This is a genomic window from Marinobacterium sp. YM272 (assembly GCF_050908845.1).
In the GTDB taxonomy this organism is placed as follows: domain Bacteria; phylum Pseudomonadota; class Gammaproteobacteria; order Pseudomonadales; family Balneatricaceae; genus Marinobacterium_D.
Window position 1 is genome coordinate 592,874 of the sequence record NZ_CP194171.1, and the last position, 24,194, is coordinate 617,067.

Consider the following 24,194-nt stretch of genomic DNA (forward strand, 5'->3'; position numbering starts at 1 on the left):
ACAGGCCGGCCTGGATTGGCCAAGCCGGAACCTGCCGGGTGTCAGCTGATATCGTGCTCTGAAGGCGCCCGCTTTCGGCCGGTCAGCATCGCCTTGACCAGGCTTTCCCTGTGTCTGAGGCTTGCCAGTATGACGCCGGCCAGGTGCAGGCCCACCAGCATCAGCAGCAGGTTGGCGAGGAGCTCGTGGGTTTCTTCCACCCAATCTTCGCCCCAGAACTGGTCGGTGGTGTAGAGCCAGCCGGTAAAGGTCAGCAGTGACAAGCCCAGTATCAATGCCAGCACCATCATGCCGCCGGCCGGGTTATGGCCGATATGGCGAGCTTCACGCCCTTGCCAGATATCCCTGAGATAATCGATCACCTGGGACGGTGAGCGCAGGAAATGCCGGAACCGCGCGTAGCGGGGTCCCGCCAGCCCCCAGAGTATGCGGAAGGCGAGCAGGCCCATCACGCTGTAGCCGGCCACTTCATGCAGGTCCTGCCATTCATCCGCACTGAGCCAGGCCACCGCAAAGCAGGTCACCAGTGACCAGTGAAAGATGCGGACCAGCGGATCCCAGACTTTAACGGTGGTTTTCATGCGTAACGCCTCTGTTTAGTCGTCCATTTTCACCAGTTCGAAGGTTTTCGGATTGAAGTAGGCTTCTACTTTTTCACCCTCTTCATTCCAGCCGTAAACTTCGTAGCAGCCGTCGTCGACCTTGGTTTTCTTGATCTTCCAGCCCTTGTCGGTGATCGCCTGTTCAAAGGCGTCCATGCTCTGCCACTGCTCTTCAGGGACATTGCAGAGATCCTCGGCGAAGGCGGTACCTGAAACGGCGCCAAAGGCGATAGCGGATAAAGCGAGGAATTTTTTCATTGCGTGTTCCTATGCTGTTGAGGTGATTTCAGGGAACCAATGTAGGCGGGCAGGCTTAAATGAACCTTAAGTGCCTAATCTCATTTTTGTCGCTAAATGATGGCATCGAACGGGATGTTGAACGGTTTTCCCGGTATTCCCCAGCCTGACTGTTTCCTTGTCTAGACTGAAGGTGCTGACGCGCCTTGCCCTGTACGGGAGCGGGCCTGTCTGCGTTGATGAATGGATGGTTCGGGATGGATGTAAGTAAAAGGCACACGGCGCTGCTGGCCGGATTTATCGGCAATGTGGTGGAGTGGTACGACTTTGCCCTTTACGGTTACATGGCCGGCGTTCTGTCCGGCCTGTTTTTTCCCGGTGAAGACAGTACCGCTTCACTGATCGCAACCTACGGCGTATTTGCCGCCGGTTTCCTGATGCGGCCACTGGGCTCCGGGGTGTTTGGCTGGCTTGGCGATACGATCGGGCGCAGCACGACCATGCTGATCTCGGTGACGCTGATGGCGCTGCCCACGGTATTGCTGGGGTGTCTGCCCACCTACGATACCATCGGGATCTGGGCGCCGGTCCTGCTGGTGGCGATACGGCTGGTGCAGGGACTGTCGGTGGGTGGCGAGTTCAGCAGTTCGGTCACCTATCTGGTCGAGACCGCGGAGGATAAGCGACGCGGAATATCCGGTAGCTGGGCCAATACCGGCAGCATTGTGGGTATGCTGCTGGGCTCGGGCGCTGCAGCTGCCACGACCAGTCTGCTGGATCCTCAATCGCTGGATGCCTGGGGCTGGCGGCTGCCTTTTCTGCTGGGTGGCGTAATTGGCGGCATTTCGATCCTGCTGCGCCGCAACCTGCCACATTCTGAGCACTTTAAGCGTCACCATCGTGAGCGCTGTGAAACCTCCCCGCTGTTGCAGGCGTTTGCAACTAACCGCCGGGAGATGTTTCAGGCGATTCTGTTTGCCTCCGCCTATGGCGTGGTGTTCTACCTGCCGCTGGTGTATCTGCCTGAGTGGCTGCACAGTCAGACCGGCATGCCGCGGCATCTGGCGTTGATGATCAATACCGGCGCGACCGCGCTGCTGCTGGCGCTGATCCCGCTGAGCGGCTGGCTGGGCGATCGCTACATCCGACGGACCCACTTTATTGCCGCGGCGATGCTGGTGATGGCGCTGGCTGCGATCCCGCTGTATGAACTGCTTGGCAGCGGTGATATCTGGCGTGCGCTGCTGGTGCAGGTGAGTCTGGTGGCGTTGATTGCGGTGCCGCTGGGATCGGCGCCGGCGATGTTTGTGGAGCTGTTCCCGGCCAGTGACCGTCTTTCCGGTTACTCGGTGGCATATAACCTCGGGCTGGGTGTGATAGGCGGGCTGACGCCGATGACCGCCACCTGGCTGATCCATCAGACCGGGCTGTCGTCTGCACCGGCGGGATTGCTGGCGTTGGCGGCGTTTGCGGGGTTTGGCGCCCTGCTATGGATGAAGGATGGCAGCCGCGAGCCCTTGCCATGACGTATGGAGGCAGCGAGGGAGAGGGGCGTCATCAATGCGGGAGTTGAAGAAAAAAGGCCCCGTCCGGATCAGGAAGGGGCCTTCGTTTACGCGGCTGATTCAGTGATCAGGCGCCGTACTTCTCTTTGGCTTCGCGACGACGGCGATGCAGTACCGGTTCGGTGTAGCCGTTGGGCTGCTCGCGGCCCTTGAAGACCAGGTCGCAGGCGGCCTGGAAAGCGACGGAACCGTCGAAGTCCGCAGCCATCGGGCGGTATTCCGGATCGCCCTCGTTCTGACGGTCCACCACCGCGGCCATGCGCTGCATGGTTTCCATCACCTGTGCCTCGGAGCAGACGCCGTGGTAGAGCCAGTTGGCGAGGTGCTGGCTGGAGATACGCAGGGTGGCGCGGTCTTCCATCAGGCCGATATCGTTGATATCCGGTACCTTGGAGCAGCCTACGCCCTGGTCGATCCAGCGCACGACATAGCCGAGGATACCCTGGGCGTTGTTGTCGAGCTCTTCCTGGATCTGCTCGGCACTCCAGTCCGGGTTCTGCGCCACCGGAATGGTGAGGATATCTTCCAGTGCCGCGCGCGGACGGGACTTGAGCTCCTCCTGACGGGCGAACACATCCACCTTGTGGTAGTGCAGCGCGTGCAGGGTGGCGGCGGTCGGTGAGGGTACCCAGGCGGTGTTGGCACCAGCCAGCGGGTGGCCGATCTTGGCTTCCAGCATGCCGGCCATCAGGTCCGGCATCGCCCACATGCCCTTGCCGATCTGGGCGCGGCCGCTGAGGTTGCAGGCGAGGCCGGTGTCCACGTTCCAGTCTTCGTAAGCCTTGATCCAGGCGGCGCCTTTCATGTCACCCTTGCGGATCATCGGGCCCGCTTCCATGGAGGTGTGGATCTCGTCGCCGGTGCGGTCGAGGAAGCCGGTGTTGATGAACACCACGCGCTCCTTGGCGGCACGGATACACTCTTTCAGGTTTACCGTGGTACGGCGCTCCTCGTCCATGATGCCCACCTTCATGGTGTAGCGATCAAGGCTCAGCGCATCTTCGATACGTTCGAACAGTTCGTTGGTGAAGGCGACCTCTTCCGGACCGTGCATCTTCGGCTTGACGATGTAGATGGAGCCGGTGACGGTGTTGCGGAACGGGCCGTTGGCCTTCAGGTCGTGGACCGAGATCAGGGTGGTGACCAGGCCGTCCATGATCCCTTCCGGAATCTCGTTGCCCTCTTTGTCGAGGATCGCCGGGTTGGTCATCAGGTGACCCACGTTACGCACGAACATCAGGCTGCGCCCCTTCAGCGCCACTTCGCCACCGTGCGGCGCGGCGTAGGTGCGGTCCGGGTTCATGCGGCGGGTGAAGGTCTTGCCGCCCTTGCTGACCTCTTCGGTCAGGTCGCCCTTCATCAGGCCGAGCCAGTTGCGGTAAACCAGTACCTTGTCTTCGGCATCGACGGCAGCGATGGAGTCTTCGCAGTCCATGATGGTGCTGAGCGCGGATTCCATCAGGATATCCTTGACGTTGGCCGCGTCGGTCTTGCCGATCATGTCGTCGGCGTCGATCTGAATTTCAAAGTGCAGACCGTTATGCTCCAGCGCGATGGCGCTGGGACGGGCGGCATCGCCGTTGAAGCCAAACAGTTGTGACGGATCTTTCAGCCCGGATGCGCTGCCGTCAGCCAGGCTGACGCTCAGTTTGCCGTTCTCGATACTGTAGCCGGTAGAATCCTTGTGGGAGCCCTGTTCCAGCGGAGCGTAATCGTCGAGGAATTTGCGCGCAAAGGCGATAACCTTGGCGCCGCGTACCGGGTTGTACTCCTTGCCGGCTTCAGCGCCACCATCATTGGCGATGGCATCGGTGCCGTACAGGGCGTTGTAGAGGCTGCCCCAGCGGGCGTTGGCGGCGTTCAGCGCGTAACGGGCGTTCATCACCGGCACCACCAGCTGTGGGCCGGCCATGGTCGCCATCTCCGGATCCACGTTGCTGGTGGTGGCCTTGAAGTCTTCACCTTCCGGCAGCAGGTAGCCGATCTCGGTCAGAAAACGGGTGTAGGCGGTGAAATCGAACTCACCGCGATTCTGGCGGTGCCAGTCATCGATCTTGGCCTGGAGCTCGTCGCGTTTGGCCAGCAGCTCACGGTTACGCGGCGCCATGTCATGCACGATGGCATCGAATGCGGCCCAATAGGCGTCCACATCCACGCCTGTGCCCGGCAGGGCTTCATTGTTGATGAAGTTATAAAGATCTTCAGCGACCTGAAGGCCGCCAACCTGTACGCGTTGACTCATGAGGACTGCCTCTTTTTCGTGTTTTTGTCTCCCGGCTCCTGCGAGGCTGCGTGGCCAGAACTTTGGGTTAGCAATGCGCGTTTGCATTGTGCAATGCGAAAATAGCGCAATTCAGCGCAGATGTAACCCCTCTTGGCCTAAAGTATGAAAAAGAAGTATTTTCGTGTTATTTGGCAACACGATTACCAGCTTTTTTCAGATTTTAGCGCGTGTTTTTGTTGTTTTTTTACTAGGGGGAAGCCGCTGTTCAGCCTCGATAGCGGGAGGTGGTGTTCCATATAATCCTATAAATGCATTCCTGAAACAAATGATTCATTTTCGTATTAAGCAACACCCCCAGCTGTTCTGCGGCTGTTTTCGACGCGAGCCGGGCCGGCACTCTGGCGCGGCGCCGGCGGCGATGATCAGCGTTGCTCCGGCGCTTCAGGCGGTTGCTTCGGGTTGGAGAACAGGTGCACATCCAGCTGAGGGAAAGCGATCTCTATACCTGCGTCCTTGAACAGCCGGTCGATGCGGTGGTTGAGGCCGTCTGTCACCGGGATCCGGTCCTCCATGCGGCTGACATAAACACGCAGGTCAAAGTCCAGTGAACTTGCGCCAAAGGCGCGGAAATAGGCGCTGGGCGCGGGCTCGTCCAGCACATCCGGGTGTTCTTCAGCGGCCTGTACCAGCAGCTCTTTCACCTTTTCGGTATCGCTGCCGTAGGCGGCGCCCACCGTCAGGACGATACGGGTAGTGGCGTCGGTCAGTGACCAGTTGATCAGCCGCTCGGTGATAAAGGTCTTGTTGGGGATGATCACTTCCTTGTTGTCCCAGTCTACCAGCGTGGTAGCACGGATCTGGATGCGCGAGACATTGCCGGTGACATCACCGATGGTGACTGTATCACCGATTCGGATCGGCTTTTCGAACAGCAGGATGATGCCGGAAACGAAGTTCGCCACGATCTCCTGCAGACCAAAGCCAAGACCTACACCCAGGGCAGCGACCAGCCACTGCAGTTTGCTCCACTCCAGGCCGAATTGGCTTACGCCGGACATGGTGCCGAACAGTATCAACGAGTATTTCAACAGCGTGGTGATGGCGAAGTTACTGCCGGGGGTCAGGTTGATATGGCGCAGTATCAGCAGCTCGACCAGGCCTGGCAGGTTGTAGGCGGCAAGCAGGGTCAGGCCGAGTATCAGCAGACCGCCGGCAATATCGGCCAGGGTGATCGCTTCAAGCACCTGGCCATCCGGCGTGCTCTGGTAGGTGTTCCACAGCGGCACTCGATCGAGAATATGCAGCGTGGGCAGGAAATCGCCCATGGTTAGCCAGAGGCCGAGAACCAGCAGGGCGATGCTGCTGATTTTCAACAGCGTACGGGTTTGCAGCGAGATGGTCTTGAGGTCGTAGTAGTTCTCCTCGACCGGGGTTTCCTCCTCCGGATTTTCCCGTGCCGCCAGCAGCTCGGCGCGTTTTTCCAGCGCCTGTTTAAATGCCAGCTGGCGCTCTTCGATCTGCAGCCAGCGCACACCGAGGCGGTAGAACATAAAGACCAGGGCGATCTGCAAAATGACGGCTGCGAAGATCAACATCAGGAACAGGGCGCCAAACAGGAAGCCGGCGAGTCCCAGGCCGAACATCACCAGGTTGAAGCCGATCATGCTGCCGATCCAGAGGCGCGAATCCTGCCACCACCTGGGTTCCGCCGAGAGTTGGTTGAAAGCGCTGCTGGTTTTCCACATCACCCACCAGAACCTTGTCAGCGCCAGGGTCAGCAGCAGAAACAGCAGGCGGCCACCGGAGGAGAGCAGAGCCTGTTCCTCGATGCCATCGGCAATAATCAGGCCGGCCAGCAGCGGGACACTGACGAAGCAGAGTATCTGCAGTTCCCGGTTAAGTATGTGGCAGAGTCTGGCTGGCAGCTCCAGGTGGCCGCTAAGCAGCCCGTACGGCGTGACCAGCCAGCCGCGAATGGACTGGGCGATAAACACAAAGGATGCGATCAGGAAGAGCAGCGGGCTTAACGGGTCGTGCAAAGGGTGCGCGGGGTTGAGATCGTGCTCCAGCAGCAGCGCCAGCACCGGGATCGGTGCGGCAATGATCGGCGCGCCGACCAGCAGTTTCAGGGTGCGGCTGAAGCGGTCCTGGGTGACACGGCCGATGCTTTCATGCCAGCGCTCACGGTTCGCCTTGAGGTGGCGGCGCAGTGACACCGACAGGGCTGTGAACAGAAGGGTTACGGCGATAATCATCCACAGCGGGATCTGACCGCGCAGCAGGGAGGTATCAGTGTTGAAGTCGTGCAGTCGGTCGCTGAGGTGGCTCAGGCCTTCAATCAGGTCGCTCGGCCACTGGGTACTGATCGGTGCAATGGTGGGTTGCCAGAGCAGGTGCTGGTCCACCAGTGCGCGCGCCTGCTGCAGCTGCTCGTTGATCTGCTGCTGGGTGCTGAGCATCTGCGAGCGCAGGTTGATCAGTTGCTGGCGCGTCTGCTGAATCTGCTCCAGCAGACGTACGCGGTTTTCCATGATCTGGTCATACTGATCCAGTGCATCCTGGCCCAGCGCTTTGACCTCGACGGGCGGGTCGGCCTTGAGTTGTTTGGTGTTAAGCAGATCGCGGTCGTCGTTCAGCTTGGCCAGTCGCAGGCGGCTGATATCGGCGCGGGTTTTCTCCAGATCGATGGGGCGGATCAACTGGCGCGCAAAACGGTGCAGATCGGCACTGAGCTGAGGGATATCCAGCTCCAGCTGCTGTTTGACCAGCCGGTAGCGCTCGCCAATCTGTGACAGCCGGTTTTCCAGCTCCCGCTGGCGGTTGTTGCTCGTTTCAAGCTCGCGCACCAGCTGACGCAGCGTGTCACTGTCGGTGCGGTTCTGGTCGCTGACCGTCGCCAGTGGCTTCGGCAGGTTATCCGGTGCCGGCTGAACGCTGGCCAGCGTGCTTTCCAGTTCACTGCGTCTCTGCTTACCCAGGACGCTCTGCATCTCGTCGAGGGCGCTGGAAAGCTGGCTGACTTTACGTCGCGCCAGGGCCAGCCTGAGCTGGCTCAGCTCGTTCTCGCCGGGCAGGACCAGCAGCTCCAGCTCAAGCGTCTGGGCGCGACGGGCCTGCTCCTGAGTGAGCACCTCCTCCAGAGTGCGGCGCGCTTCGCGCAGGTTATCCGGCAGGTCTGAACCCAGGTTTTCCGAGGGTGGGGGGCTCTGCTTCAGGTGTGCCAGTTCGGCACGCAGGTTGATCAGTTGCTCGTCGTTCTTCTGTACGGCCTTGTCCAGCTCATCGCGCAGCTGTTCCTGCTGAACCAGTTCCGCCTTGGTCTGGGTAACCTGCTGTTCAAGCCGGTCTATATCATTGATCGCTGCGCTGATATCGAGCTCTTGCGGCGGCAGGGCCAGCTGGTCACGCAGCTGTTGCAGCTGTTCCGGCTGGCGGGCGATCTGCTCATTGAGTGTCTGGGTGCGCTGCTCCAGGTTAGTTAGTGACTCCAGCGCGCTCTGGGTTTTTTCATAGGCTTCACGCAGAGCCTGGGTGGCGGGGCTGGTATCATCCGGGTTCAGCTTCTCCAGCTGGGAGGCGATAGCACCGCTGGCGGGAAGTGCAGCCTGGACAGCGCTGTTGGTGCCGGCAAGGGTGAACAGCAATAGCCCGAGCAGCAGTGCAAGCCCGTGGCCGGGGCGTGAAGAGTTAACCATATGAGTAAGAGCTCCCTTGAGACGCCGTACCAGAAGAGTACCGTTGTATATTGTGGTTAAACCTTTAGGGATTGGGAAGTAGCCATGAGCGACTATAGCCGGAATATCCCGGTGCCGGGTTTTGATGCCGCCGGGCTTAGACGTCAGTTGCCGCAGAAGCTGAGCGATCCCGTGCCGGTCAATGAGTCGCTGGCGGCGTACCTGGCCTGCTACGGCTTTACCAAGCTGGCTGCACGGGCTGAATACAGCCTTGCCTGCCTTGAGCTGGCCGGGGTCGATCTGGTGGTACAGCAGTTTGCTCAGCCTGATGCCAGCGCCGGGACCGCGCTGCTGGTACACGGTTATACGGATCATGCCGGGCTGACACGGCCTCTGGTGGAGTGGTTGTTCGAGCGGGGCTGGAGCGTGGTGATCTACGATCTTCCCGGACATGGTCTCTCCGCAGGTGAGCCCCATGATGTGGATGATTTTTTTCGCTATACCGATCAGCTGACCGCTCTGGTGCGGCAACTGCGTGCCGGCCTTTCGCAACCGCTGACACTGATCGGTCACAGTACCGGTGGCGCAATTATCACCACGCTGCTGTTGCGTGAAACCGCCTTCAGCGCAGCCGATCTGGCGCGCCCGATACTGCTCGCACCGCTGGTCAGACCGACCCACTGGCGCAGTATCCGTTTCAAATACCGTTGGCTCAGGCGCTGGCTCAAACGTGTTAAGCGATTCTATAAGAGTAACTCCCATGACCCGGAGTTCCTCAGGTTTGTACAACAGGTTGATCCGCTGCAGCACCCCTGGCTGTCGGTGCGCTGGGTGGGCGCGATGCTTACCTGGATCGACTGGATTGAACAGCAGCGCCCCGGTGACTGGCGTCCATTGGTGATTCAGGGCAGTGAGGATGACACCGTGGAGTGGCGGCATAACCTGGCGGTACTGGCCCGGCTGTTTCCTCACGGAGAGCAGCGGGTTATCGACGAAGCACGCCACAACCTGGTCAATGAGGCGCCCTATTGGCGGGAGCAGGTGTTTCAGCAGATAGAGGCGTTACTGGCGTCTGAAACGTAAAACGCCCGGCCTGTTAAGCATTCAGGCCGGGCGTTTGCTTACTGGAGCTGGCGGATCAGAACAGTCGGCGGCAGCGGATGGTACCGTCGATCTGGCTCAGTTTTTCCAGCGCCAGGTGAGAGTAATCGGCATCCACATCGATCACTACATAACCCACGCTCTCGTTGGTCTGCAGGTACTGACCGGAGATGTTGATATCGTTCTCGGAGAAGATGTTGTTGATCTTCGAAAGTACGCCCGGAACGTTTTTGTGAACGTGCAGCAGTCGGTGCGCATTGGGGTGCTCCGGCAGCGCAACCTCCGGGAAGTTGACGGAGGTGATGGAAGAGCCGTTGTCGCTGTACTTGGCCAGCTTTTCTGCCACTTCATAACCGATGTTTTCCTGGGCTTCCATGGTGGAGCCGCCCACATGCGGAGTCAGAATGACATTGTCGAATTCGCGCAGCGGGCTGATGAACTCGTCATCGTTGCTGCGCGGTTCAACCGGGAATACATCCACGGCGGCACCCAGCAGTTTGCCGCTGGAGAGAGCGTTGCAGAGCGCATCGATGTCGACCACGGTGCCGCGGGCGGCGTTGAGGAATACCGCGCCATCTTTCATCTGGTCGAACTGCACCTGGCTCATCATATCCTTGGTGGCGGCGGTTTCCGGCACATGCAGGGTGATGACATCGCACATGCCCAGCAGCTCGGCCATGGAGCTGACCTGGGTGGCGTTACCGAGCGGCAGCTTGGTGATGACGTCGTAGAAGTAAACATGCATGCCCAGGCCTTCAGCGAGGACACTCAACTGGGAGCCGATGCTGCCGTAGCCGACGATACCCAGCTTCTTGCCGCGGATTTCGAAGGAGTTCTTCGCGCTTTTCTGCCAGACGCCACGGTGAGCTTTGGCGCTTTTTTCAGCGACGCCACGCAGCAGGATGATCGCCTCGGCAAGCACCAGCTCGGCTACTGAGCGGGTGTTGGAGTAGGGCGCGTTGAATACGGCGATACCGCAGCGGGTAGCCGCATCCAGATCCACCTGGTTGGTACCGATGCAGAAGCAGCCGACGGCGACCAGTTTCTCAGCAGCCTGAAAGATTTTTTCGGTCAGCTGGGTGCGTGAACGGATGCCGATGAAATGGACATCCTTGATACGTTCCAGCAGTTCTTCTTCGGGCAGCGAGCCGGTGTGAAACTCGATGTTGGTGTAGCCCTGGGCATTGAGTGTATCGACCGCGGACTGGTGCACGCCCTCTAGCAGCAGGATTTTGATCTTGCTTTTATCGAGGGAGGTGGGTTTGCTCATCATCTGCAACGGGTTCCTAACTTTCGCCGAGCATGTCGGCCGGTGGCAAGAATGCGTCGCATTGTAACACAAGCCCTTGAATATAGGTGGTATAGGCAAGGCAGTGTTGCGGAAAATTTCTCAGCTGGTCTTGAAGGATATTACAGAGGGGAGGCCGGCGCCTGAACGCCGGCCCGGGCAATCAGCTGTAGAAGCAGAGGTAGGCAGTGGTCTTGCTGACCTTGACGTCGAAGGACTGATCGGCCGCGATGCTGAACTCGGTGCCGGCCGGGAAAGACTGCCAGTCAGTGCTGCCGGGCAGGCGCACGACCATTTCACCGCAGCTGACTTTCATCAGTTCGTTCTGGCTGGTGCCGAACGTGTATTCTCCGGGTGCCATCACACCGGAAGTAACCGGGCCATCCGGGCCTTCAAATGCGATCGACTTAACCTTGCCGTCGAAATACTCGTTTACACTCAGCATTGCCGCTATCTCCTGAAAAAAAAGGCATCATAGAGTGATAACGGGCGCATGTCATGTCTTTGACTGCTCGATCAGGAAATCGACGAAGGCACGGTTGGCGCGGGAGAGGTAACCCTCGCGGCGCCAGGCGATAGAAAGGTCGAGCCAGACCGGGTCCTCGAATGGCCGGGCGACCAGGTCGGTGGCGTCCGAGATCGCCATCTCAAGCAGCGTGGAGATCGCAAACCCCTGGCGGATGATCTGCTTGATCAGCGGCAGCAGATTGGTCTCGAAACCGATTTTCAAGCGGTAGTCGGATTCGGCCGCGAGCTTGTCCAGCACCTCGCGGTGAAAGTACCCCTCCTTGAACACCACCAGATCTTCATTGAAAAACTGGTCGTAGGTGATGTGATCCTGTGCCGCCAGTGGGTGGTCGGCCGGAAGAATGGCCATCATCTGCTCGCGCAGAAAAACATGGGTGGCCAGATCGGCCGGGGGCGTATCGCTGACGATTACGCCCATGTCGATTTCTCCTTCGGAAAGCATCTGCTGGATCTTGCGGGTGCCGGATTCCACCACTGTCAGTTGCAGGTTCGGGTGGCGGTGGCGAAACGCCATCAGGATCGGCGGGAAATAGTAGGAGCCGAGCATGCTGGGTACGCCGATACGCACTTCGCCCCGGCGCAGGCCGTGGATCTCCCGCATCTCCAGCTCCGCATCCGAGGTGGCCTGGACGATGCGGCGGGCGTGCTGCAGCAGTACCCGGCCCTCGTCGGTGAGCTCGATACCCCGGTCGCGGCGATGGAAGAGTTCCAGCTCCAGGTTTTGCTCAAGCTTGCGGATCGCCATGCTGACGGCGGGTTGAGCCACGTGCAGCCGGCGCGCTGCGGCGGTAAACCCCTGGGTGTCGACGACGGCGAGAAAGTAGCGCAGCGCTTTGATGTCAAGCATAACGAGTCCTTATGAATACAATAATAATTATATATTTCTATTATTGATCTGGCCTCCCTATCATTCCTCTGGTTACTCACTCTTCCCGAGGTACCCGCATGATCGATCTGGGCCATCCCACATTCTGGCGCGCTACGCTGGCACTCTGCTTAGGCTCGTTCATGATTTTCGCCAACGTCTATGTGACTCAGCCGCTGCTGCCGATGCTGGCGCAGGATTTTCAGGTCTCGGCGCTGCAGGCAGGGTGGAGTTTCACGGTGACCACGCTGACACTGGGGTTGTCGCTGCTGCTCTACGGCCCGCTCTCCGATGCGCTCGGACGTCGCGGCATAATGTTGCTGACCATGGCCGGTACCACCCTGACCACCACTGCCCTGGCATTTGTGGATAACTTTACGACGCTGGTGATCCTCCGGGCGGTGCAGGGGTTTTTCCTGGGCGGCCTGCCGGCCATCGCCATCGCCTACATGGGCGACGAGTTCAGCCGTAAAGCGGTGGCGGTGGCCGTAGGTCTTTATATCTCGGGCAACAGCCTGGGCGGCATAGGCGGACGTCTGATCGGTGGTTTCGTCGGTGAGTGGATGGGCTGGAGCAGCGCCTTTGCGGTGATGAGCGGGGTCAGTCTGGTCTGCCTGGTGGTATTCGCGCTGGCGTTGCCGAAGTCCGAGCATTTCAAGGCGCAAAGCCTGCATCCGGCCCGTATGCTGCGTGATCTGGGGGCGCATCTGCGCAATCCGCTGCTGGTGGTGGCCTATATTATCGGCGGTCTCAACTTTTTTATCTTCGTGAACCAGTACAGCTACATCACTTTCGTGCTGTCCGAGGCGCCCTATAACCTGTCCACAGCGTTTCTCGGTTTGCTGTTCCTGACCTACCTGACGGGCACCTTCGGTTCGGCGATCTCCGGCAGGGTGGCGATGAAGCTGGCCCAGCCCTGGTGCATGGCGCTGGGCATTCTGATTCTGATCGCCGGCTCCCTGCTGACGCTGTCGCACAGCATCGAACTGATTATTGCGGGGTTCTTTATCAACAGCTTCGGTTTTTTCTTTGCCCACTCCAGTGCCAGCAGCTGGGTCAGCCATAATGCAACTCACGCCAAGGCCAGTGCCTCGTCGCTCTACCTGGTGTTCTATTATATCGGGGCGAGCAGCGGCGGCTTTTATCTGCACCCCTTCTGGGAGCGTGCGGGCTGGTCAGGGGTCGTGTTCGGGTCGCTGTTGGTGCTGGCTGTTACTCTGGCCTGCGCCTGCTGGCTGGCGACCCGCCGTCGCCCGGTGCTGGCCGCGGCCTGATTCTGGAGTATGATGCGCGAACAGATCACGTTCTGACGGGAGCAGTTAATGAGTTATCAACATAGCCTGGTGGACGGCTCTGCCCTGAGCCTCCCAGTGGGTAAGGTCGTCTGCATCGGTCGCAACTATGCCGAGCATGCGAAGGAGCTGAACAACGAGGTGCCCACCGAGCCGCTGCTGTTCATCAAGCCGGCCAGCGCCCTGGTCGCGATGGACGAGCCGGTTTTGGTGCCGCGTGACCGTGGTCAGGTGCACTTTGAAACCGAGCTGGCGATTCTGATCGGTGATCGGATGACGCAGGTGGATGAGCAGGCGGCCCAGCACGGCATCGCGGGTATCGGCCTGGCGCTGGATCTGACTCTGCGCGACCTGCAGAGCGAGCTCAAAGCCAAGGGTCATCCCTGGGAGCGGGCCAAGGCGTTTGATGGTTCCTGCCCGCTGTCGCCTTTCCTGACGCCGGCCAGCGTTGGGGATCTTAATGACGTGCAGATCCGTCTCACGGTGGATGGCGAGGTACGCCAGGAGGGTAATTCCTCGCAGATGCTGACCCCTGTCCTTAAGCTGATCAGTCATATCAGCCACTGGTTTACCCTGGAGCCGGGCGACGTGGTACTGACCGGTACCCCGGCCGGTGTGGGCGAGCTCAAGGCCGGTAACAAACTCAGTGTCGAGATCGTCGACCTGCTGCGGATCGATACCGAAGCCAAATGAGCCGGCGCGGCGGCTGGCTGCTGGCTCTGCTGTTCTGCCCGCTGCTGGCACTGGCCCAGGAGTGGCAGCGGCCGGCGTTTATTATCGACAGCCTGGTAGAGATCGCGCTGCGTTCCGAGCACGGCCGCGACCCGATGCAACTGCGCAAGTGGATCGATCCCGTAAGGGTCCACGTCGATCATCGGGTCGGTGATCCGAGGCTGCATAACGAGCTTGTGGATGCACAACTGTCCCAGCTGGCCGATATCACCGGCCATCCGATCAGCCGGGTTAATGCGGCCGCCAGCGCCAACGTGGAGCTGGTGCTGCTGCAACAGCAGGTGCTCGACGGTTTCTGGCGACACCAGGCCGTCGGGACGGTGCCTCGCGGTGCGCTCTGCGTCGCGCGGATCTGGTCCGATGATGGCGGCCGCATCCGGCGGGCGCTGATCGCGATTCCGGTGGATCGTGCGCGGGAACGGGGTCGGCTTGTCAGCTGTATCGTTGAGGAGCTGACGCAGATTCTCGGCCTGCCCAACGATTCCGAAAAGGTCTTTCCCTCTATCTTCAATGACAAATCCACCGATCAACTGCTGAGCGGGCTGGACCTGGTACTGCTGCGTCTGCTTTACGACCCCAGGCTCGCGCCGGGAATTGGACCGGCAGAGCTTCGTTCGCGGGCGGGAAAGGTTTTGACAGAACTGATCGACGCCGGCGTGGTCGATACTGCCGATGCAAAGGTGCGTGAGGGCGCCATGTATCGATTGATGGGCTACTGAGTCCGATGCTGGCATACTGCCGGCGGTTTCACTGAATTATCCACAAGGAGAGGCGATGCTCTGGGTCAAGGTGTTTCATATCCTGGCAATGACCAGCTGGATGGCGGGGATTTTCTACCTGCCGCGTATTTATGTGCATTACGTGGAAGGGCGTGCTGCCGGTCAGGATGTGACCCGGCTGGAGATCATGGCGCGCAAACTGTTCGGCTTCATGACCATTATGGCGCTGTTCACCCTGGGGTTCGGGCTCTGGCTCTGGTTCGGCTGGGGAATCAGTGGTGGCTGGCTGCACGCGAAGCTGCTGTTCGTGGTGCTGCTGCTTGGTTATCACCACGCCTGCTGGATCTATCTGAAGCGGATGCAGCGCGGTGAGTTGAATCGCAGCGGGCGCTTTTTCCGGCTTTTCAACGAAGTGCCGCTGCTGATTTTTATTCCGATTCTGATCTTTGTAGTCGTTAAACCTTTCTAAATCAGGCTGCTAACCGAGCTGCCGAACCCGCGCTTCGAGGCGTTCGGCGCGCTCGCGCAGCTCATCCACCTCATCCATGAAAATCTCGATCTCCACCCGTGTAGGCAGCATGCGGGCTTCCTCCTGCAGGTACTCGCGGGTGCTGAGCGTGAATGAGCTTGCGGTATCCCGGCTGTAGCCGCCGATAGTGCGCAGGAACTTCGCCGCTTCATGACCGGCAGCGTCACCGATCAGGTCGCCAAGCCAGGCTTCCCAGTCGATGCGGGTATCCGCCAGTATCGCCTGCAGACGGTGCGCGATGGCGGAGTCACCGCGCAGGTTCACGCCCTTGCCAAACAATACCGCGTTACCGGCCAGCGGCAGGCGCCCCAGCAGCAGGGCGCTGCCACTGATGGTGACATCGGCGGAGCCGTCGTAGTGATGTAGCAGGTCGATACCTGCGCCATGGGGGACCAGGTAGAGCTGAAAGTGGGGCGAGGTGGATTCGATGGCGATCACCTTGCCGGTCAGTTCGCCGAGACGGTTCAGCGTGGCCGGGTCCAGCGCCAGTATGCGGTTGAGACTAGGCTCAGCCAGGGAGAGGAAGCTGGCGCTTAGCAACTCGAACGGCATGATCTCCTCCGCGCCCTGGTAATCAGGGCTTGATGCCGGTGTGCAGGGCGACGACCCCGCCGGTCATGTTCTGGTAGCGGCAGTTGACGAAGCCTGCGTTGGCCATCATCTGCTTCAGGGTTTCCTGGTCCGGGTGCATACGGATCGATTCCGCCAGGTAGCGGTAGCTCTCGGCATCGTTGGCGATCAGGCGGCCCATCTGCGGCAGGATGTTGAACGAATAGAAGTCGTAGGCCTTGGTCATCAGCGGGTTATTGGTCTTGGAGAACTCCAGCACCATCAGTTTGCCGCCCGGCTTGAGTACCCGGTTCATCGATGCCAGCGCCGCGTCCTTGTCGGTGACGTTACGCAGGCCGAAGGCGATGGTGATGATATCGAAGGTGTTGTCTTCGAACGGCAGGCATTCCGCATTGGCCTGCACATATTCGATGTTGCCGGCGGCGCCCAGGTTGATCAGTTTGTCGCGGCCAACCTTGAGCATCGAATCGTTGATATCAGCCAGCACGACGCCGCCGGTGGGACCGACGATGCGGGAAAATTTCAGTGTCAGATCACCGGTACCACCGGCGATATCGAGCACCTTCATACCGGCGCGGGCGCCGCTCTGCTCGATGGTCAGGCGCTTCCATAGGCGATGGATGCCGCCGGACATCAGGTCGTTCATCAGGTCATACTTGCCTGCTACCGAGTGAAATACGTCGGCAACCCGTTTGACCTTCTCATCTACGGGTACTTCCTGATAACCGAAATCGGTGGTGCCCTGCTTTTTCTCGCTCATCGTCCGCTCAATCGCCCAGTGAAAGATGGCTGCATTGTAGCGCCCGGCGGGGGCGTTTGTCCCGTTCGATGCGACGGGGCTGATCAAGGGGCTGAGTGACCTCAGCCCCGGGCGATAAGACCGCCATCGCGGCTGGCGCCTGCCGCTTCGAGTTCGGCCAGGTATTTGTCCCAGTAGGTTTTCTGGTCGTGGGCCAGGTCGTGCAGGTACTCCCAGGTGTAGAGGCCGGAATCGTGGCCGTCATCGAAGATGATCTTCAGCGCGTAGTTGCCCGAGGGCTCCACGCCCTTGATGCCGACGTGCTTCTTGCCGGTCTGCAGTACGCCCTGGCCGATGCCGTGGCCGCGCACTTCGGCGGATGGCGAGTGGACACGCAGGAACTCGGCGGTGAGCTCGAAGCTGCCATCGGCGTATACCAGCTCCAGGGTGCGCGATTTCATATGCAGACGGATATCCGTCGGTAGAGGTACTTCGTCGGCCATCTCGGCCCCTCCTGTGTAAAAACGCCGGCGAAGCTGAACGCTGCCGGCGCGGATTCGATCAGAGGATGTAGTGACTCAGATCCTCGTCGCGGCTGACTTCGCCGAGCTGCTCATCGACGAAGGCACGGTCGATGCTGATGGTATCGCCGCTGCGGTCGGCAGCGGAGAAGGAGAGCTCCTCCAGCAGGCGCTCCATCATGGTGTGCAGGCGACGGGCACCGATATTCTCGGTGGTCTCGTTGACCTGGTAGGCCAGTTCCGCAATGCGGCTGATCCCCTCTTCAGTGAACGTGACATCAACACCTTCGGTCGCCAGAAGGGCGCGGTACTGCTCGGTCAGTGACGCCTTGGGCTCGGTCAGTATGCGGCGGAAATCGTCCGGTGTCAGTGCCTGCAGCTCGACACGGATCGGCAGACGGCCCTGGAGTTCAGGGATCAGGTCTGACGGACGTGCCAGGTGGAAGGCCCCGGAGGCGATAAACAGGATGTGATCGGTGCGGACCACGCCGTACTTGGTGCTGACACTGCAGCCCTCGATCAGCGGCAGCAGGTCGCGCTGTACACCTTCGCGGGAAACGTCACCGCCGGTGTTGTCTGCGCGCTTGCAGACCTTGTCGATCTCGTCGAGGAAGACGATACCGTTCTGCTCGACACGCTCAACCGCCTGCTGCTTGATCTCGTCCTCTTTAACGAGGCCCGCGGCTTCTTCGTCGGTGAGCAGCTTAAACGCTTCTTTCACCTTGATACGGCGCGACTTTTTCTTGTTCTGACCCATGTTGGAGAACAGGTTCTGCAACTGGCTGGTCATCTCCTCCATACCGGGCGGGGACATGATCTCAACGCCCATCTGCGGCTCGGCCAGTTCGATATCGATCTCCTTGTCATCCAGCTGGCCTTCACGCAGTTTCTTGCGGAAGATCTGGCGGGTGGCGGAGTCGCTCTTGCTCGGAGCCTCCTGCTCGAAACCGCTTGAGCGGGCCTGGGGCAGCAGGGCATCGAGGATGCGCTCTTCGGCCAGTTCTTCGGCACGGAAACGGTGTTGTTCCATCGCCTGTTCGCGCACCATCTTCAGCGACATCTCGATCAGGTCGCGGATGATGGTTTCCACATCGCGGCCGACATAGCCCACTTCGGTGAACTTGGTCGCTTCCACCTTGATGAACGGGGCGTTGGCCAGCTTGGCCAGACGGCGGGCGATCTCGGTTTTACCGACACCGGTGGGACCGATCATCAGAATGTTTTTCGGCGTGACTTCGGCGCGCAGCTCTTCATCGATCTGCATGCGGCGCCAGCGGTTGCGCAGGGCGTTGGCCACCGATTTCTTGGCTTCATCCTGACCGACGATATGGCGGTTCAGCTCGTGTACGATTTCGCGGGGTGTCATGTTGGACATGGAGCGCTCCTCAGCTGACGGATTCGAGCTGTTCGATGGTCAGGTTGTCGTTGGTAAATACGCAGATGCCTGCCGCAATGTTCAGGCTTTTCTCGACGATATCACGGGCGCTGAGGTCGGTGTTGTCGACCAGGGCGCGGGCGGCGGACAGCGCATAGTTGCCGCCGGAACCGATGGCGATCACGCCGTCTTCCGGCTCGATGATGTCGCCACTGCCGGAGATCAGGAAGGTCTTTTCGCGGTTGGCCACCAGCATCAGTGCTTCGAGGCGACGCAGAACCCGGTCGGAGCGCCACTCGCGGGCGAGCTGGATAACGGAAGTAACGATGTTGCCCTGGTGTTTGTCCAGCTGCTGTTCGAACAGGTCGCGCAGGGTGATGGCATCGGCGGTGCTGCCGGCAAAACCGGTGATAACTTTGTGCTTGGGCAGGACGTTGACCTTGCGGGCGCTGCCCTTCATTACAGTGTTGCCCAAAGACACCTGGCCGTCGCCGCCGACGACGACTTGATCGCCGCGGCGAACAGAAACGATTGTTGTCATGACAGAGGATACCCTGTTTGCCAGTTTGTATTGCCACTAGGGAGGCTGTGTAGCGTCTCAGCGTGACATGAAGGTAGTTCATAGTTCCCCTAGATATGGTTCTGGCGGCGGGGATTTCAAGGGCGGCAGGGGCGATTGGGCGGGGAAAAGCCCCCGCTGGGCGGTCCGGCTTTATTTCAGCCGGATCTCCAGCGGGTTGATGTTCAGCTTGTAGAGCTTGTTGGACGCGGCGTTGACATCGGCGCGGGTTTCGAAGGGACCGGTACGCACGCGATACCAGGTGCCGTTGCTGCCTTCGGTACGGCTGGTTTTGACGTTGGGCAGACCGGCCAGGATCATCTCGGCGCGCATCTTTTCGGCATCCTGAGCGCTACGGAAGGAACCGGCCTGAAGCAGAATCCGGGTCTCCAGCTTGGCCGTCTTCGGCGTCGAGTGGTAGGCGGATTCCTCCGGCGGCTCCACCTTGCTCTTGGGCAGCATCTCGTAGAACTCGAAGCGGTCCTTCTCCGTGTCCGGCGTTGGCGCCGGTGCCGGTGCGGGCTTGGCCGGTGTCGGCTTTTCCACCTGGGCGGTGGGCGCCGGCGCCGGTTTACTGTCCCTGGGCGCACCGGCCGGGTTTTGCACCAGCAGAAAGATCAGCACACCCAGACCGCCGAGACCGATCAGCGACAGCAGCGCCAGCCCCCAGGGGCGGCGCGGCGGAGGCGGTGGCGCCGCTTTCTTGCGTGGCGCCGGTTTGCGGCTGGCCGAGTTGTTACCGCGGCGTTTCTGCGCGTAGTCCTGTCGTGCCATAACGCGTTACATCTGCTCCGGTGCGCTGACGCCAAGTAGCTTGAGGCCGTTGGCCAGCACCTGGCGCACGGCAGCGCTCAGGGTCAGGCGGGCATTACGCAGCTCGGCATCGTCGATCAGCATCTTGTGGGCGTTGTAGTAGGTGTGGAAGTCACCGGCCAGATCGCGCAGGTAATTGGCCAGCACGTGCGGCTCGTAGTTCAGGGCGGCGTTCTGCAGCAGTTCGGGGTACTTGCCCAGCGTGGTGACCAGATCCTTCTCCGCTTCGGTATCCAGGCGGGTCAGGTTCTTCAGACCAGCATCTGGAATCCAGGCGCTGCCCTGTTCCTCCAGCTTGCGCAGCACCGAACAGACACGGGCGTGGGCGTACTGGATGTAGAACACCGGGTTGTCCTTGGTTTCGGACTTGGCCAGATCCAGGTCGAAATCCATGTGCTGGTCGGCCTTGCGGGTGACGTAGAAGAAACGGCAGGCGTCGGCGCCCACCTCTTCACGCAGCTCGCGCAGGGTGACGAAGGAGCCGGAACGGGTGGACATCTGCACGCGCTCGCCGCCGCGATACAGGATCGCGAACTGCACCAGCTTGACGATCAGGCGCTCCGGGTCGTAACCCAGGGCCTGGATCGCCGCTTTGACGCGGGTGATGTAGCCGTGGTGGTCGGCGCCCCAGATGTTGATCACCTGCTCGAAGCCACGCTCGAACTTGTTCATGTGGTAGGCGATATCGGAGGCGAAGTAGGTGGTCTGGCCGTTGGCACGCTTGACCACGCGGTCCTTGTCATCGCCGAATTCGGTGGAGCGGAACCAGATGTTGCCCTCCTGCTCGTACAGGAAGCCTTTCTCCTCCAGCATCTGCAGCGCTTTTTCCACGTCGCCGTTGCTGGTCAGGGAGCGCTCGGAGAACCACTCCTGGTAATCAGCGCCGAATTCGCCCAGATCTTCGCGGATATCACTGAGGATGGCGTTGAGGCCGGCATCGAACACCAGGTTGTAATCGTCGCCCAGCAGTTCGCGGGCGCGATCGATCAGAGCGTCGATATGCTTCTCTTTGTCACCACCGGCGGGTTCGTCGGCCGGGATGTCGGCGAAAACCTCTGCCACCGGGCGCTGCAGGCGATCGCCATGGCTCTTCTCCAGGTCGTGGGCGATATCGCGGATGTAGTAGCCCTGGTAACCGTTAGCCGGGAAGGTCAGCTCGCCGTTGACCAGCTCCAGGTAGCGCAGCCAGACGCTGACCGCGAGGATGTTCATCTGACGGCCGGCGTCGTTGACGTAGTATTCACGCTCCACGTTAACACCGGCGGCTTCGAGCAGGTCAGACACGGTGGCGCCGTAGGCTGCACCGCGACCGTGACCCACGTGCAGCGGGCCGGTGGGGTTGGCGGAGACAAACTCCACCTGGACGCGCGGGCCCTTGCCGGCTTCAGCGCGGCCAAACTGCTCGCCCTGCTCCAGGATGTCGCCGATCACGGCGTAGGCGGAGGCCTGGGTGATGAAAAAGTTGATAAAGCCGGGGCCTGCAATCTCGGTTTTTTCCAGATTGTCGGAAGCGGGCAGGGCGTCGCACAGCTTTTGCGCCAGTTCACGCGGATTGCATCGGGCCGGCTTCGCCAAAGTCAGGGCGATGTTGGAGGCGAAGTCGCCGTGCGCTTTGTCGCGGGTGTTCTCAACCATGATTTTCGGTTGAATGTCCGCCGGCAGCGTACCGTCGGCGACCAGTGTCTGCAGCGCAGAGTCGATCAGCTGTGCGATAAGTTCTTTCATTAACCTACCCTGAGGGTGAATGTGCGTATTGCCCGGCGAGGGAACGAAGTGGAATCCGCTTTCAGAAGGCCGAGGCTTTGAGAAACCGGGCATTATATCGCCCGATACGGGTTGATTGCCAATCGATCAGGCGCTGCTTTATCAGAAGAGCTGATCAGGTGCCGTTATCAGGTACTGGGTCAGGTCCTCGGCCGCGGAAATCAATAGTTGTCGATCGGGTCCACATCCAGGGTCCAGCGCACTCTGCGCCCCTGCGGATCGGCCTCGGCCTGGCGGATCAGTGCGTCGAGCCAGGCGTGCAGGGCGGGACGGCTCCTGGCTGAGATCAGTAGCTGGGCGCGAAACAGGCCGCCGCGTTTTTCCATCGGTGAGGGAAAAGGCCCGATCACCTGAACCCCTTCTGGCAGTTGTACCTGGGCGCGGGCGCTCTCGTTAAGCGCCTGCAGGAACTGCTCGGCCCAACCCTGGCGCGAAGCTTCGCCGCGTACGATGGCGTGATGGGCAAAGGGTGGCAGGGCAGCAGCCTGACGCAGGCCCATCTCTTGTCGGGCAAAGTGCAGATAATCGCTGCCGATCAGGGTCTGCAGCATCGGGTGTTCGGCATGCAGGGTCTGCAGTACCACTTCGCCGGGATGATCTGCACGACCGGCGCGGCCCGCCACCTGCAGAATCAGCTGGGCAGTTTTCTCCATGCCGCGGAAATCGGCGCTGAACAGGCCCGCATCGGCATCGAGAATCGCTACCAGCGTCACCTTGGGAAAGTGGTGCCCCTTGGCCAGCATTTGGGTGCCCACCAGGATGCAGGGCTCGCCGCTGTGCACCACGCGCATCATCTTTTCCAGCGCGCTTTTACGTGAGGTGCTGTCGCGGTCGACGCGCAGGATCGGCACATCCGGGAAGTGTTTCTGCAATGCGTCTTCGGCGCGCTCGGTGCCAATTCCCAGGGGTTTGAGCTCCGTGCTGCCGCAGTGGCTGCAGGCGCGGGGAATCGGTGTCTGGCGGTCGCAGTGGTGGCAGTGCAGATGCGGCGGATTACGGTGTAGCGTCATATGCGCATCGCAGCGGGTGCAATCGACCACGCCGCCGCAGTTGTTACAGATCAGCGAAGGCGAAAAGCCGCGCCGGTTCAGGAACAGCATCACCTGGGTGCCGCAGCCGAGATGCTGATGGATACGCCGGATCAGTTCATCGGAGAGACCCGCATCCAGCGGCTGCTGGCGGATATCGAGCAGTTCGAAGCGGGGTGTCTGGGCATTACCTGCGCGTCGGGTCAGTTTCAGCAACTGGTAACGCCCGAGGGTTGCGTTGTGCAGGGATTCCAGCGCTGGAGTGGCACTGCCGAGAATAACCGGCACATTTTCGCGGCTGGCGCGCACCAGGGCCAGATCGCGGGCGTGGTAACGGAAGCCGTCCTGCTGCTTGAACGAGCCGTCGTGTTCCTCATCGACGATGATCAGCCCGGGGGTTTTCATCGGCGTGAAGATTGCCGAGCGGGTGCCGATGATGATGCGGGCGCTGCCGGCGCGGGCATGCAGCCAGGTATCCAGGCGTTCACGGTCGCTGAGGTTGGAGTGCAGTGCATGCACAGGCACCCGGAAGCGGGCACGGAAACGTCCCAGTGTCTGTGGTGTCAGGCCGATTTCCGGCACCAGTACCAGGGCCTGTTTGCCGGCGGCCAGGGTCTTTTCGATGGCTTGGAGATAAATCTCGGTTTTGCCCGAACCGGTGACGCCGTATAGAAGGAAGGGTGTAAATCCACTGGCGGCATGGATCGCATCCAGCGCGGCGGCCTGTTCGCCGTGCACCGGCAGTGCCGGCTCGTTTAGCAGATCCTCGGTGAGGTCGGCATGCAGGGGCGTCGGTCGGTGCTCAAAGGATTCGGCCAGGCTTTTCTCGGCCAGTGTCTTGAGTAGCTGGGTCTGCCCGCCTTCGGCTCTCAGGGCATCGGCGCTGATGCCAGTCGGGTGTTGCAGCAACAGTTCGAGCAGTTCGCGCTGGCGATGGGCGCTGCTGCTGAGTCTATCCACAGACGCTCCCTCTGTCGCGCGCCAGAGCTCTGCGTGGGCGAACTCTGCCGCTTTACCCTGGCGCAGTAGCACCGGCAGCAGGTGGCTGAGTGCGTCGCCCACCGGATGCTGATAGTAGCGCGCCGCCCACTGCCCGAGTTTGAACATGCCGGGGTCTAACACCGGCTTGCGATCGAGAATCTCGAGTAACGGTTTGAGCTTGTTACGCGGCAGATCGCTGGTTTCGCTGACCTCAATGACCAGTCCAACCAGTTCCCGATTGCCAAAGGGTACGCGCACGCGGCAGCCCGGTTGCGGCTCCGGCTCGCTCAGCGGCAGCAGGTAGTCGAACAGACGGTGCAATGGCGTGGGCAGGGCGGCACGAACTATCAAGGGATTCGGATCCAGCGGGTCGACGTGGCAGAACGCTCTAGTCTAGGGAAGTTTGTATAGGGATTAAACTATATATAGGTGGGTAAAGTATGAAAGTTGCTTGCCGTGGTTTCTGTCGGTGCGTATAATTCGCCGCC

General features: G+C 60.5%; 21 protein-coding genes. 6 read left to right on the forward strand and 15 right to left on the reverse strand.

What is annotated here, in order from left to right; translation table 11 throughout:
* Positions 1-41 precede the first annotated feature (41 nt).
* Entirely contained in the window at positions 42-581 is a 540-nt protein-coding gene (locus ACQUQP_RS02805) for a cytochrome b/b6 domain-containing protein (protein WP_432697297.1), read from the reverse strand.
* Between the two features lie 15 nt (positions 582-596).
* Positions 597-860: a PepSY domain-containing protein gene (locus tag ACQUQP_RS02810; protein WP_432697298.1), complete on the reverse strand. Its 264-nt coding sequence runs from the start codon at positions 858-860 to the stop codon at positions 597-599.
* A gap of 236 nt (positions 861-1,096) precedes the next feature.
* On the opposite strand from ACQUQP_RS02810, the gene ACQUQP_RS02815 reads away from it, so the two are divergent.
* On the forward strand, positions 1,097-2,365 hold the full coding sequence (locus ACQUQP_RS02815; RefSeq protein ID WP_432697299.1) for an MFS transporter: 1,269 nt from the start codon (positions 1,097-1,099) through the stop codon (positions 2,363-2,365).
* A 106-nt stretch (positions 2,366-2,471) separates the two neighbouring features.
* Here ACQUQP_RS02815 and ACQUQP_RS02820 read toward each other — a convergent pair whose 3' ends face one another.
* Entirely contained in the window at positions 2,472-4,646 is a 2,175-nt protein-coding gene (locus ACQUQP_RS02820; RefSeq protein ID WP_432697300.1) for a malate synthase G, read from the reverse strand.
* A 404-nt stretch (positions 4,647-5,050) separates the two neighbouring features.
* Positions 5,051-8,323, reverse strand: a complete 3,273-nt coding sequence (locus ACQUQP_RS02825; protein ID WP_432697301.1) for a mechanosensitive ion channel domain-containing protein — start codon at positions 8,321-8,323, stop codon at positions 5,051-5,053.
* Positions 8,324-8,407: 84 nt separating this feature from the next.
* Between ACQUQP_RS02825 and ACQUQP_RS02830 the strand changes: the two genes are divergently transcribed.
* Positions 8,408-9,385 (forward strand): alpha/beta hydrolase, encoded by a 978-nt coding sequence (locus ACQUQP_RS02830; RefSeq protein WP_432697302.1) that lies wholly within the window; start codon positions 8,408-8,410, stop codon positions 9,383-9,385.
* A 55-nt stretch (positions 9,386-9,440) separates the two neighbouring features.
* On the opposite strand, the gene serA is transcribed toward ACQUQP_RS02830, so the two are convergent.
* From serA to ACQUQP_RS02845, 3 genes are all read right to left on the reverse strand, one after another.
* A complete protein-coding gene (serA, locus tag ACQUQP_RS02835; protein ID WP_432698664.1) occupies positions 9,441-10,673 on the reverse strand; it encodes a phosphoglycerate dehydrogenase in 1,233 nt (410 codons plus the stop codon).
* 181 nt (positions 10,674-10,854) lie between these two features.
* Entirely contained in the window at positions 10,855-11,136 is a 282-nt protein-coding gene (locus ACQUQP_RS02840; protein WP_432697303.1) for a pyrimidine/purine nucleoside phosphorylase, read from the reverse strand.
* A gap of 51 nt (positions 11,137-11,187) precedes the next feature.
* Positions 11,188-12,066 (reverse strand): LysR family transcriptional regulator, encoded by an 879-nt coding sequence (locus tag ACQUQP_RS02845; protein ID WP_432697304.1) that lies wholly within the window; start codon positions 12,064-12,066, stop codon positions 11,188-11,190.
* Between the two features lie 98 nt (positions 12,067-12,164).
* Here ACQUQP_RS02845 and ACQUQP_RS02850 point away from each other — a divergent pair, with 98 nt between their 5' ends.
* Genes ACQUQP_RS02850 through ACQUQP_RS02865 form a run of 4 tightly spaced genes read left to right on the forward strand, consistent with a single transcriptional unit; the run spans position 12,165 to position 15,296 of the window.
* On the forward strand, positions 12,165-13,358 hold the full coding sequence (locus ACQUQP_RS02850) for an MFS transporter (protein WP_432697305.1): 1,194 nt from the start codon (positions 12,165-12,167) through the stop codon (positions 13,356-13,358).
* A 48-nt stretch (positions 13,359-13,406) separates the two neighbouring features.
* Positions 13,407-14,069 carry a fumarylacetoacetate hydrolase family protein gene (locus tag ACQUQP_RS02855; RefSeq protein ID WP_432697306.1) on the forward strand — a complete coding sequence of 221 codons (663 nt, stop codon included), beginning with the start codon at positions 13,407-13,409 and terminating at the stop codon, positions 14,067-14,069.
* The gene (locus ACQUQP_RS02860) at positions 14,066-14,827 is read left to right on the forward strand and encodes a DUF2927 domain-containing protein (protein WP_432697307.1); all 762 of its coding nucleotides are present in this window, start codon (positions 14,066-14,068) and stop codon (positions 14,825-14,827) included. The genes ACQUQP_RS02855 and ACQUQP_RS02860 overlap by 4 nt, the downstream gene beginning before the upstream one ends.
* A 55-nt stretch (positions 14,828-14,882) precedes the next feature.
* Positions 14,883-15,296, forward strand: a complete 414-nt coding sequence (locus tag ACQUQP_RS02865) for a CopD family protein (protein ID WP_432697308.1) — start codon at positions 14,883-14,885, stop codon at positions 15,294-15,296.
* Between the two features lie 9 nt (positions 15,297-15,305).
* Here ACQUQP_RS02865 and ACQUQP_RS02870 read toward each other — a convergent pair whose 3' ends face one another.
* From ACQUQP_RS02870 to ACQUQP_RS02905, 8 genes are all read right to left on the reverse strand, one after another.
* Positions 15,306-15,908: a ubiquinone biosynthesis accessory factor UbiJ gene (locus ACQUQP_RS02870; protein ID WP_432697309.1), complete on the reverse strand. Its 603-nt coding sequence runs from the start codon at positions 15,906-15,908 to the stop codon at positions 15,306-15,308.
* Between the two features lie 22 nt (positions 15,909-15,930).
* Entirely contained in the window at positions 15,931-16,686 is a 756-nt protein-coding gene (ubiE, locus tag ACQUQP_RS02875) for a bifunctional demethylmenaquinone methyltransferase/2-methoxy-6-polyprenyl-1,4-benzoquinol methylase UbiE (protein WP_432697310.1), read from the reverse strand.
* Positions 16,687-16,787: 101 nt separating this feature from the next.
* Positions 16,788-17,168 (reverse strand): gamma-butyrobetaine hydroxylase-like domain-containing protein, encoded by a 381-nt coding sequence (locus ACQUQP_RS02880; protein ID WP_432697311.1) that lies wholly within the window; start codon positions 17,166-17,168, stop codon positions 16,788-16,790.
* Between the two features lie 58 nt (positions 17,169-17,226).
* Entirely contained in the window at positions 17,227-18,561 is a 1,335-nt protein-coding gene (gene hslU / locus ACQUQP_RS02885) for an ATP-dependent protease ATPase subunit HslU (protein ID WP_432697312.1), read from the reverse strand.
* Positions 18,562-18,571: 10 nt separating this feature from the next.
* A complete protein-coding gene (gene hslV / locus ACQUQP_RS02890; protein WP_432697313.1) occupies positions 18,572-19,102 on the reverse strand; it encodes an ATP-dependent protease subunit HslV in 531 nt (176 codons plus the stop codon).
* A 171-nt stretch (positions 19,103-19,273) separates the two neighbouring features.
* Complete coding sequence (locus tag ACQUQP_RS02895; RefSeq protein ID WP_432697314.1) at positions 19,274-19,894, reverse strand: SPOR domain-containing protein; 621 nt, start codon at positions 19,892-19,894, stop codon at positions 19,274-19,276.
* A 6-nt stretch (positions 19,895-19,900) separates the two neighbouring features.
* Complete coding sequence (argS, locus tag ACQUQP_RS02900; RefSeq protein ID WP_432697315.1) at positions 19,901-21,658, reverse strand: arginine--tRNA ligase; 1,758 nt, start codon at positions 21,656-21,658, stop codon at positions 19,901-19,903.
* A gap of 200 nt (positions 21,659-21,858) precedes the next feature.
* Complete coding sequence (locus ACQUQP_RS02905; protein ID WP_432697316.1) at positions 21,859-24,057, reverse strand: primosomal protein N'; 2,199 nt, start codon at positions 24,055-24,057, stop codon at positions 21,859-21,861.
* Between the last annotated feature and the right edge of the window lie 137 nt (positions 24,058-24,194).